Source organism: Flavobacterium sp. (genome assembly GCF_035760125.1).
Lineage (GTDB): Bacteria > Bacteroidota > Bacteroidia > Flavobacteriales > Flavobacteriaceae > Flavobacterium.
In genome coordinates this window covers 1-10,583 of record NZ_DASTTN010000328.1, presented here as the reverse complement: position 1 = coordinate 10,583, position 10,583 = coordinate 1, and the positions used below count along the sequence as shown (strand labels likewise).

Annotated in this window: 11 protein-coding genes and 1 pseudogene; 9 read left to right on the top strand and 3 right to left on the bottom strand. The window is 34.5% G+C overall.

The genetic code is table 11. From position 1 onward, the window contains the following. The first annotated feature begins 223 nt into the window (after positions 1-223). From VFS71_RS11695 to VFS71_RS11670, 6 genes are read left to right on the top strand one after another with little or no spacing between them, the layout of a single operon-like run. Positions 224-598, top strand: a complete 375-nt coding sequence (locus VFS71_RS11695; protein ID WP_326401453.1) for a hypothetical protein — start codon at positions 224-226, stop codon at positions 596-598. Positions 599-646: 48 nt separating this feature from the next. Next, the gene (gene traM, locus VFS71_RS11690) at positions 647-1,906 is read left to right on the top strand and encodes a conjugative transposon protein TraM (RefSeq protein ID WP_326401452.1); all 1,260 of its coding nucleotides are present in this window, start codon (positions 647-649) and stop codon (positions 1,904-1,906) included. Positions 1,907-1,924: 18 nt separating this feature from the next. Beyond that, positions 1,925-2,773: a conjugative transposon protein TraN gene (gene traN, locus VFS71_RS11685; protein WP_326401451.1), complete on the top strand. Its 849-nt coding sequence runs from the start codon at positions 1,925-1,927 to the stop codon at positions 2,771-2,773. Positions 2,774-2,801: 28 nt separating this feature from the next. Then, complete coding sequence (locus VFS71_RS11680; protein WP_326401450.1) at positions 2,802-3,602, top strand: hypothetical protein; 801 nt, start codon at positions 2,802-2,804, stop codon at positions 3,600-3,602. 5 nt (positions 3,603-3,607) lie between these two features. Next, the gene (locus VFS71_RS11675; protein ID WP_326401448.1) at positions 3,608-3,895 is read left to right on the top strand and encodes a hypothetical protein; all 288 of its coding nucleotides are present in this window, start codon (positions 3,608-3,610) and stop codon (positions 3,893-3,895) included. Between the two features lie 40 nt (positions 3,896-3,935). Beyond that, the gene (locus VFS71_RS11670; protein WP_326401447.1) at positions 3,936-4,277 is read left to right on the top strand and encodes a helix-turn-helix domain-containing protein; all 342 of its coding nucleotides are present in this window, start codon (positions 3,936-3,938) and stop codon (positions 4,275-4,277) included. A gap of 54 nt (positions 4,278-4,331) precedes the next feature. Here VFS71_RS11670 and VFS71_RS11665 read toward each other — a convergent pair whose 3' ends face one another. The 3 genes from VFS71_RS11665 to mnmE all read right to left on the bottom strand — a co-directional run bounded on the left by VFS71_RS11665 (position 4,332) and on the right by mnmE (position 7,653). Next, positions 4,332-5,474: a site-specific integrase gene (locus VFS71_RS11665; RefSeq protein ID WP_326401446.1), complete on the bottom strand. Its 1,143-nt coding sequence runs from the start codon at positions 5,472-5,474 to the stop codon at positions 4,332-4,334. After that, entirely contained in the window at positions 5,461-6,033 is a 573-nt protein-coding gene (locus tag VFS71_RS11660) for a helix-turn-helix domain-containing protein (protein WP_326401444.1), read from the bottom strand. Before VFS71_RS11660 ends, VFS71_RS11665 begins: the two co-directional genes overlap by 14 nt. Positions 6,034-6,264: 231 nt before the next feature. Further along, the gene (gene mnmE / locus VFS71_RS11655) at positions 6,265-7,653 is read right to left on the bottom strand and encodes a tRNA uridine-5-carboxymethylaminomethyl(34) synthesis GTPase MnmE (protein WP_326401442.1); all 1,389 of its coding nucleotides are present in this window, start codon (positions 7,651-7,653) and stop codon (positions 6,265-6,267) included. A 175-nt stretch (positions 7,654-7,828) separates the two neighbouring features. Here mnmE and VFS71_RS11650 point away from each other — a divergent pair, with 175 nt between their 5' ends. The 3 genes and pseudogenes from VFS71_RS11650 to VFS71_RS11640 form a co-directional block, all read left to right on the top strand. After that, entirely contained in the window at positions 7,829-8,656 is an 828-nt protein-coding gene (locus tag VFS71_RS11650; RefSeq protein ID WP_326401441.1) for a universal stress protein, read from the top strand. Between the two features lie 257 nt (positions 8,657-8,913). Continuing rightward, complete coding sequence (locus tag VFS71_RS11645) at positions 8,914-9,750, top strand: universal stress protein (RefSeq protein WP_326401440.1); 837 nt, start codon at positions 8,914-8,916, stop codon at positions 9,748-9,750. A gap of 316 nt (positions 9,751-10,066) precedes the next feature. Next, positions 10,067-10,583, top strand: a pseudogene (locus VFS71_RS11640) (DNA mismatch repair protein); the annotation flags it as partial.

The following is a 10,583-nucleotide window of genomic DNA, read 5'->3' as shown; positions in this document are numbered from 1 at the left end:
CAATGTCTCAAGAAGCGACAATAACCCACATGGGTTTTTAATTGAACGCTGGAATACAATCGAGAATAAGGATTTAAAGGTTGAAAACAGAAAGTAAGCAATGATGTCGTCGCTATTTAAAAGGCATGGAAGTAAATCGGTATACACAGCAGAAAGCAGTAGTAAGGGGGGCCTAATAGTACATAAGTATTATTTAATTATTCAAGATAAATGGGCAAAAAAAATGAGTAGTGTAACATCAGGACTCTCTAAAAGAAAGTTGATTTGTTTATTGGGTTTATTTGTGATTCTTACTGGGAGTGCCTGTTTTTATATTATTTCAGAAAGTCTTTCAAATAGAACTAAAAGCAGTATAAAGATCATACCCATATCTAAACCAATTAATGAAATCAGAGAATCTGTTTCTACTATTTCTGGACCGATTTCTGTTTCCAGAGCGGAATTAAAAAGAATTATCTGCTTTAGGAAGTATCTGGACAGTCTTGGAAAAAGTCCAAAAGGGAAAAAGGCATACGATAGTATTGATAGGTGTCGACCTGGATTTATGGATAGTCTTGTTTTTATTGAAAATTATTATAAATCAAATTTTAAAAATTAAACCATGGAACAAAAAACAATATCATTAAGAGAGATAAAGCAGCGTAAGATGCTTTTGATCTTACCAGTGTTGACATTGCCTTTTATTACTCTGCTGTTTTGGACTCTTGGAGGGGGCAGAATGAATGCCATCACAGTAGAGCCTGAAGGGAGAAGAGGTTTTAATGTTGAACTTCCTGAACCCAAATTTAAAGTGGATTCTGATTTGGATAAGATGAGTTATTATGATCAGGCGGCTCTGGATTCCATAAAAAGGAAAGAACAAATCAGAAAAGATCCTAACTATGTGGAAGAAACATTCTTTGATGATTCGGAATCAATCGGGTATGATACTTTGCCCGCGCAAAAAAGTTATAGGCAGAAAAGAAGTGCATTAAATACCAGTTCTTTTAAAAACCCAAATGAAGAGAAAGTATATCAAAAATTGGAAGCGCTACAAAAGGCAATTAGCCAGCCTTCAGATGCGATAGGGAATGGTCAAGACATGAGCGAATTTGAAAACCAGCGTTCATCCACTGTTGACTCGGATGATGTAAAAAGCTTAGAGCAAATGATGTCAGCCATGAATCAACCTCAAGCGCCAGACCCTGAATTGAAGCAACTGGGGGGTATGTTGGAGAATATATTGGATATCCAACATCCTGGACGTGTGGCTGAAAAATTAAAACAATCCTCCATAAATCAGAAAGGTAAAGTGTTTGCGGTGGATAAAAAAGGAGGTGAAGATAATATCACTTCACTGCAAGTCGCAACTCAAAAAGATCGGAACGATCAAGGAGCATTATTAAGACAGGATTCATTTTATTCTTTAGAGGAAGGTTTTGTGCCTGATGAAATGCAAAATGCATTGGAAGCAGTTATTCCCGAAATGCAAGTCATTGTAGATGGATCAACAGTTAAGCTTCGACTGAGTAGTGATGTTTTTATAGAAGGAGTATCAATTCCTAAGAATAGTTTTCTCTTTGGTATTGCTTCTTTAAAAGGGGAACGATTGGTAGTTAAAATAAGCAACATTAAATACAAGAATTCTCTATTTCCTGTAGAACTTTCGGTTTATGATATGGACGGAATTGCTGGTATCTATATCCCAGGGGCAATAAATAGGGATGTGGCCAAAGCTTCTGCCGATCGCTCCATTCAGACGCTAGGTGTGGCAAGTCTTGATGATTCTTGGGGGGCACAGGCGGCAGGAGTAGGTATCGAAGCAGCTAAAAGTCTTTTGAGCAAAAAGGTGAAGTTGATTAAAGTGGTGGTAAAGGCAGGATATCAGGTGTTGCTTTATGATGAGAAACAAAAGAATTCAAAATAACTTTTAAAATTTTAAATGATGAAAAATAGTATTTTATGGATTACAGCATGTCTTTTATTGATTACACTCTCAGGCTTCGGACAATTAAAGACTAAAGGTGAAAATCGCTCAACAATTGAACCGAGGGATTTACAAATAGGTTATTCTAAAACAACCAGTATTGTATTTCCGTATGCCATTAAAAGTGTGGATAGAGGGAGCGCAGAAGTTTTGGTTCAAAAGGCCAAAGGGGTTGAAAATATTTTACTGATAAAGGCGGGGCAGCAAGATTTCACACAAACAAATCTTTCGGTTATTACAGCAGATGGCAGGTTGTATAGTTTTGTTTTAAATTATGATGAACAATGCCCCATTTTAAATTTAGTCGCCGGCAATGAAGGAACGTCTAATCAAGAGGTATTGTTTTCTTCTGAAAATGAAAACCAAAAACAGATTCAGCAGTATGCTTCTTTGGCATTGTCAAAGAAGAAAAGAATAGGCGGTTTAACTCAGAATCGATTTTATATTAAGCTTCAAGTCAATGGAGTATTTATTCATCAAGATGTGATGTATTTCAGACTACTGCTGGGTAATGCGTCAAGGATTAATTATGACATTGATCAGCTGCGATTTTTTGTACGCGATCAAAAGAAATCCAAACGAACGGCATCGCAGGAAATTGAAATTTCACCACTTTTTTCTACATCAAATGTCAAGACAATCCCGGACGGGTCTGAAGTTAGTGTAGTATTTGCTTTGCCCAAATTTACGATCCCGGAGAAACAATATTTTGTAATACAGCTTATTGAAAAAAGCGGAGGGAGGCATATAGAGCTTAATGTAAAAAATAGAGAACTGGACCAGGTAGAGGTACTAACGAGTTTGTAAAAAAAGGATTAATTTAAAAATAATTATCATGAATCAGAAAAATTTAGAATACTTAAAAGATCAAATAAAATTTACCGGTTTTGGTGAAGGGATGGAGAATGCTTTAAAGGAGAAGATGGAAAAAGGGGAAACGGAGTTCACATTGAGCCATAATGTGAAGTATGGCAATGATTTTGTGTCTGCCAATTTGAACTTCAAAAAGTCAGATCAAGGTGATATGTATTTCTTTAATTCCTATAAAATGAGCCTTGAAAAAGAGCAGTCAAAGGAAGTCTTAGCGCAAACTTTCTATATTAATAAAGACAACAATATTACTGCCAAGGAAGCTTACAACTTAATGGAAGGCCGCGCCGTTAATAAGGATCTTAAAAATAGAGAAGGAGAATTGTACAATGCTTGGATTAAATTGGATTTTAAGGAGACCGATGGCAATGGTAATTTTAAACTGAATCATTACCATCAAAACTATGGTTATGACCTTGCAGGCAGCTTGGCAAAACATCCCATCAAAGAACTGGAAAATGAAAAATATAAGGACGATCTGTTAAATTCTCTTAAAAAAGGGAATGTGCAGTCGGTAATTTTTACAATTGACGGTGTTGAGAAAAAGCAATTTGTGGAGGCTAATCCCCATTTTAAAACAATTAATGTTTATGACGGTAGTATGCAAAGGGTCAATAATAGAGAGAGTAAAGAGCAAAAGCAGAATGAATCGGAAGGAAAATCAGCAGGTAAGGATGTAAAGATCAAGCCTGATAGTGACACTGATGTCTCGGAACCTGGAGAGAAGGGTAAGAGAAGGAGAAATAAGCAGACCAACTCAATATAGCGGTAATGGATAATTTAAAACCCTTATCGGATTTCTTTTTAGCCATTGAGAAGGACTTTCGTATTAGTACTACACATATTGCCATATATGCTGCCCTGCTTCAATATCGAATAGGTAAGGGTTTTATTAATCCAATACAGGTATTTAGGTACGAAGTTACTTCGCTGGCAAAAGTTTCTTCAGCTTATACATATCTTAAATGTATTCATGAGTTAAGTGAATATGGATACATTAAGTACGAGCCATCATTAAAAAAAACTCAAGGGAGTAAGATATATTTCATAGATGCATAGAAAAAAGAAATGCTCAAATTTTTGAAAACAAATAAGTACTATGAAACAGTTTGCATTTGAAGATCTTCCCTATATTATTGGAAAACTATACAATAAAATCGATAAGATAGAGAAATTACTTAAAGAAAATCATATAAGTGATCGTAGAGGTTTAGAAGAAGAGCTTCTTACTATTGATGGAGCTTCAAGATTATTAAACCTTTCTGTTTCTACCATATATACTAAAGTGTGTAAAAATGAAATTCCAGTCAATAAGCAGGGAAAACGTCTTTATTTTTATCGAACTGAATTATTAAATTGGATTAAATCCGGGCGAGTAAAAACTATTACAGAAATACAGAAGGAAACAGAAGAAAAATTTAATTCAAAAAAAAACATGTAAATGGAAAGAAAAAGACATCACTTACAAGTGATGTCTTTTTTTATTTACAAGACTTTATTTTAAGCTTATTCTGTTGGCTGCATCTCTCTTGTTTTTATCAATTATGTGAGCATAGATTTGAGTAGTTTTCACACTTTTATGACCAAGCATTTTAGAAACAGTAAAAATATCTGTTCCTGAGAATATCTGCAATGTAGCATAAGTGTGTCGAAAACAATGGAATGTAATATGTTTTGTAATTCCGGCCTGAGTAACCCAAACAGGCATTACTCTATCCACATCCCATTTTTTTAGCCCTGCAAATACTTTATCATTTTCATTTGTTCTTTCGCCAAGGATTTCAAATGCTTCATCTGTTATAGGCATTGTTTGTAAACCATCGGTTTTCTTTTGCTTAAATCTGATATAATATCCATCATCTTCTATAAATTGTACTTCAGACCAAATAAGTTTAGCTATATCTGAATATCTAATTCCAGTCAATGTAGAGAATATCGAAATTCTGTGAACAATTGCATTTGAACAAGGTGTACTAAATAATTTTTTAGCTTCGCTTAAGGTTAAAAAGTTTCGTTGGGATTCCTGCTCTTTAATTGATTCTATTCCGGAATTAATGTCAGTTCTCAATTTTCCTTCTTTATAAGCCCTTTTAAGTGTGGTTTTTAGTTTATTATGATAAGAAAGAGCTGTATTACGGGATAATGTTTTTCCTGTATCTCTTCTGTTTTTAGCTTTTAATAAATATTCTTTGTAATCATTCATAAATATTACCGTTACATTTTTAAAGCAAATTTCTTGATTTTCAAGAAATGCTTCGAAGTGTGAAATTGCACTGTACCAGATTGACTTGTTGTTTCCTTCTTTTTTATCTGCCAATTTCTTGAAATATTTTAAAAATGAACCTTGTGAGATTCTCTGAATCTCCAGCTGTTCTTTTTCAAATTCAGAATATACCTCATGTTTGCGAACTTCATTCTGTCTTCGGATATGAATCAATTCCGCAGTATGAAGATTCTCAATATTTGCTATCTTTTGAATTTGATTATTTGGTTTTTGGAAAAGATATATTTTTAGGAATTCCCGCCTCGTGTACTTATTTGTTTCAATATTTATAATTGGAGGATAGAAATCCAGATAAAGTGATATTCTTCCTTTTGAAATCACTTTTTTTCTCAATGATACATTAATCTTTTTCATACTCTTCTGCATTAAATATAATATCAATATCTTTTTTAGCAACGTAATTGAACTTTCCTATTGCATATTTGGCTATCCCATGCCTTTGGATCAGCATATAGAGTGCTCCGGGAGATATCCCAAACTTCTGCTGAATCTGTGTTATAGTATAACATTTATCCAGCCCCGGAAATTCCTGCACAGGACGAAGCAATGACTCCTGCATCGGAATTGAGAAAAAGCTGTCCATATCGCATTTGCGGATCACTGTTCTTGTTCCAAATTTTGCGATGTCAAGTTCTCCTCGGGAGATAATTCTGTAAATGGTTCTATTGCTTATGCCGAACAATACGCTTGCCTGATTCACGCTGATGAAATCTCTGGTTTTAATTATTTCAAGATTAGGATTTTTGGCAATTTCAGTCTGTCTGTTACTTTCTGTAATTTTTGACTGCCTTGTTCTTGATTTGTAGGCTCTTGAACTGCATTTAAGCGAGCAATAGAGCGTTTTTGTGGTGCGGGCTGTAAATCCTTCTTTACAGAAATCGCAGATTCTGATAATCTTAATGTTTGAACTCATAGAAATGTGACTTTAAGTGTCCCACTGTGACTATGTGTGTCTCTGTGTGCCATGATATGGCCAAAAAAAAATATTTTTTGCACCTCGTTTGTTGAGGTACAAATTCAGTACAAATTTAAACAAAATGTCACTTAATATCCAAAAGAAAAAGCAAGTAAAAAACGAGTTAAAATATTGTTTATCAATACTTTAACTCGTTTATTTGTTGTTGTTTTGTGATGTTTTGTTCTGCTACTTCCCGATGCAGAAATTAGCAAATATATTCCCCAGTAATTCATCATTGGTAACTTGGCCCGTAATCATCCCAAATTGGTATAAAGCTTCCTTAATGTCAAGCGCCATTAAGTCACTGGAAAGATTGGTTTCCAATCCGAATTTCACTTTCTGAATTTCGTCAAGTGCTTTGAGTAGCGAATCATAATGTCTGGTGTTAGTAACAATGGTTTCATTATTACGCAGAGCACCAGTGTTTACAAAAGAGAGAAGTTGGTTTTTAAGTTCATCAACTCCCAATTTCTCTTTGGCAGAAATCAGTAAAATTTCTGGAATTTCCGCTTTGATATTTTTAATTTCCGCATCGGTTAGTTTGTCCGCTTTGTTGCCTATAATGACTAGCGGTTTCAACGGAAACTGGTTTTTTATTTTCTCTAATTCTACTTTTAGTTTTATTCCCGAAACTTTAAACTCCGAGCTGTCGAAAAGAAAAACGACAACCTGTGCCTGTTCTATTTTTTCGAACGTTTTTTTAATTCCAATACTTTCAACCACATCAGCCGTTTCGCGAATTCCAGCTGTATCGATGAATCTAAAACCGATTCCGCCTATTACCAATTCGTCTTCAATCGTATCACGGGTAGTTCCGGCAATTTCCGAAACAATAGCGCGTTCCTCATTCAGTAAAGCATTCAATAAAGTTGATTTTCCCACATTGGGTTCACCCACAATAGCCACAGGAATTCCATTTTTGATAACATTTCCCACTGCAAATGAATCGATTAATCGTTTGAGGACAAACTCAATTCGGTTCAGTAATTCGTGAAATTGTGTTCTGTCGGCAAATTCTACATCTTCTTCTGCAAAGTCCAATTCAAGTTCAATGAGCGAGGCAAAATTCAAGAGTTCCTCACGCAGTTTAGCAATTTCATTAGAGAAACCTCCGCGCATTTGTTGCATCGCAATTTGGTGCGAGGCTTCATTATCAGAGGAAATCAAATCGGCTACGGCTTCGGCTTGTGATAAATCCAGTTTTCCGTTCAGGAAAGCTCTAAGGGTAAATTCCCCTGCATCTGCCATTCTACATCCTTTTCGCAATAATAATTGAATAATTTGTTGCTGAATATAAGTAGAACCGTGACACGAAATCTCAATAGTATTTTCACCCGTATAAGAGTTTGGACCTTTGAAAACAGAAACCAAAACCTCGTCCAGTGTTTTTTGATCATCAACGATATGCCCCAAATGCAACGTATGTGATTTTTGCTGTCTTAAATCTTTGTTTTTTATGGATCGAAAAACCGAGTGCCCTATAGCAATGGCATCTTCGCCAGAAATTCGAATTACGGCAATGGCACCCGCTCCCGAAGGAGTGGCTAAAGCAACTATTGAATCGTTTTGGATCATAACAAAAAATTTATGCAAAAGTAAGCAAAACTTACTACCCTACAAGTCTTCAAAATCAATGCATTTTATGTTATTTTTTTATTAAATAAGAATCAAAATGACAATTATCATACTTTATTTTTAGAAGTTTTGTAACTTTATATAGATTATTGATATTCAGTAAATTACTAAGCATATGAAAAAAATATTGTTCCCAACTGATTTTTCAGAAGTTTCAAAAAACGCCTTTATTTACGCATTAAAACTAGCCGATGCCATAGATGCCGAAATCGTTACTTTGCACGTTTATGAATTAGATTCGCCTGCTTATTTAGATGTTTCCATCTACTTACAGGATATTTATGAATATGAAGAGTTAAGTGATTTTGAGAATTACAAAGACGAAGTTCCTATTTTGCGAAAAATAGCAGCAGAAAACAATATGGAGCATATAAAGATGAGTAACGTTCTCATTCAGGGCTATTTAGTGAAAGAGGTAGTCAAGCTTTCCAAAAAGGAAAACATTGATTTTATTGTCATGGGAACCAAAGGTGTAACCCACTTACGAGAAGTGTTTTTAGGGACTGTAGCCACAAAAATAATGAATGAATGCAATGGTATAGTTTTGGCCATTCCAGAAAAATGCAACTATGCACCTATTGAAAAAATATTGTTTAACACAAAATTCAACATGAGTGACATTGAACCGTTAAAAAAAGTAGTGGCATTTGCCAATGTATTTCACTCACACATAGATTGTTTGAACGTAAAACCGCCACACGTTGTCTATAAAGATGACTTTGTGGTCGATTTCAAAAACATTTTTAAGGACGAGAATATCGCTTTTCATTCCGTTTTGGGTAACGATATAGAAGGAATAATTTTAAATTTTATAGAACAAAATAAAATAAATATGGTTGCAATCCATGAACGACACAGGGGCTTTTTCGAAAAACTTTTTCAGGTAAGTCTTTCCAAGAAGTTGACATTTCACATCAATATACCGATATTATCCGTTCATTAAGTCTACATATTTTGAAATAATTTGGGCGTGCCCCAGTTGAGTAAAGGGGCTTATTAATAGTGCCGTTTGCAGGCCCCTTTACTCAACTGGGTCGGGCTATTCGGGCTACTTTGATAGCTTCCTGCTATCCCTCACGCGAAAATAGAAAGACAGGAATTAACCATTTGATATAGAAAGATTTACGTATTATTCCGTAAGAGTATTAGATTAGAAAACAGAATCGTTTATCATAAACTAAACATTTAATTCATACAGCAATGAAAAAGATTTTATTCCCCACCGATTTTTCTGAAGTTGCAAATAATGCTTTTATCCATGCATTAGAATTTGCAAAAATTGTAAATGGAGAACTGTTGTTATTGCATACTTTCGAATTGCCCATTGTCGACAATCAATTTATTCCTGACAATTATTATAATATTTTTGATTCTTTACAATTGGCACAATTTGACATGTTCAAAGAAGAAATTCCTAAACTCCGTGAACTGGCCAAGAAAAGAAACTTGGATACGATTAAATTAAGTCACAAACTGATGGACGGCGATTTAATTTATGCCATCAAGAAAGTTGTCAAAGAAGAAAATATAGATTTTGTTGTGATGGGTACTTCTGGCGCAACAGGTTGGGAATCTTTTTTCATTGGTTCCAATACGGGAGCAGTGGTTACCGCTGTTGATGTCCCTGTTCTAAGTGTACCTTTGGAAGCCCAATTTGAAAAAATTAAAACTATTGGTTTCACAACTCGATTTAGAGAAAAAGACAAAGCTCCATTGAAGCAAGTAATTAAAATTGCAAAAAAAACATTTGCCGTCGTAAAATGTCTGTATGTCAAAACCAGCAAATCAGATGTTTCGGAAGAAACTATAAATCAATGGAAAACAGAATTTGAAAACGAACCTGTTAAGTTCTCAATTGTTAACAGTGACCTCGTTAAAGATACCATTCTGGATTTTGCATCCCATAAAAGCATCGATATTTTGGCAATGATAACCCACAAACGAAATTTCTTCTCCGAGTTGTTTCGCCCAAGTCTGACCCAAAAATTATCCAATATTTCAATTGTGCCAATATTAGCGATGCATGAGGAGAATTAATTTTTAGATTAAAGACTTTAGAATTTATATTGCTATTGAAATTGCTATCGACTTTCCCTACATTTGTATATCATTAAAACAAACGATGGAAATATACAAAGGCAATAGGCAAAACTATTCAGAGGAGTTAAAGGTAATCAATAAGAGATATAATAGTATTAGTTTTATAAGGCTTACAAGTGTTTTGTTTTTTTTAGCAAGTTTATTTTATTACATAAAAACCGGAGAATCAGTATTTGTCATATCGGCAGTTATACTGTTTGCCGGTTTTGTTGTTTTGATGCGAATTCATTCGAAATTATCTTTTCAAAAAAAGATGAAAATTGCTCTAATTGAAATCAACGAAAATGAAATCAGCTATTTGGAGCGAAAATCAATCCCTTTTGAAAATGGTTTCGAATTCAATGATTTTCACCATCCTTATGCTTATGATTTGGATATTTTTGGAGAACATTCGTTATTTCAGAATCTGAACAGAACTGCCACTTTTATTGGTAGAAAAACCTTGGCCAAACAATTATTGACGCTTTTACCAAATGATGAAATACAAAAGAATCATCAAGCAATTAAGGAGTTAAAAGAGAAGCTAAACTGGCGTCAGGAGTTTTTGGCTCTCGCCAAAGTTGGGCAGGATAATGAAGCACTTTATAAAACCTTATTGCAATGGAGTGTCTTTAACAGTCAGCCGTTGTCCAAAGGAGCTGTCATCATTTCATATTTGTTTCCAGCACTGTTTTTAAGTTGCTTTTTGGGCTATTTGATAACCTCAAATACTGTTTTTCTTTCTTATTTATCGTTTTTGTTCGTTTGTAATTTGATGATTTTGGGGAATT

Coding starts and splice junctions, on each gene's coding strand:
- VFS71_RS11695 (WP_326401453.1), top strand. CDS start 224: ATGAGTAGTGTAACATCAGGACTCTCTAAAAGAAAGTTGATTTGTTTA.
- traM (WP_326401452.1), top strand. CDS start 647: ATGCTTTTGATCTTACCAGTGTTGACATTGCCTTTTATTACTCTGCTG.
- traN (WP_326401451.1), top strand. CDS start 1,925: ATGAAAAATAGTATTTTATGGATTACAGCATGTCTTTTATTGATTACA.
- VFS71_RS11680 (WP_326401450.1), top strand. CDS start 2,802: ATGAATCAGAAAAATTTAGAATACTTAAAAGATCAAATAAAATTTACC.
- VFS71_RS11675 (WP_326401448.1), top strand. CDS start 3,608: ATGGATAATTTAAAACCCTTATCGGATTTCTTTTTAGCCATTGAGAAG.
- VFS71_RS11670 (WP_326401447.1), top strand. CDS start 3,936: ATGAAACAGTTTGCATTTGAAGATCTTCCCTATATTATTGGAAAACTA.
- VFS71_RS11665 (WP_326401446.1), bottom strand. CDS start 5,474: ATGAAAAAGATTAATGTATCATTGAGAAAAAAAGTGATTTCAAAAGGA.
- VFS71_RS11660 (WP_326401444.1), bottom strand. CDS start 6,033: ATGAGTTCAAACATTAAGATTATCAGAATCTGCGATTTCTGTAAAGAA.
- mnmE (WP_326401442.1), bottom strand. CDS start 7,653: ATGATCCAAAACGATTCAATAGTTGCTTTAGCCACTCCTTCGGGAGCG.
- VFS71_RS11650 (WP_326401441.1), top strand. CDS start 7,829: ATGAAAAAAATATTGTTCCCAACTGATTTTTCAGAAGTTTCAAAAAAC.
- VFS71_RS11645 (WP_326401440.1), top strand. CDS start 8,914: ATGAAAAAGATTTTATTCCCCACCGATTTTTCTGAAGTTGCAAATAAT.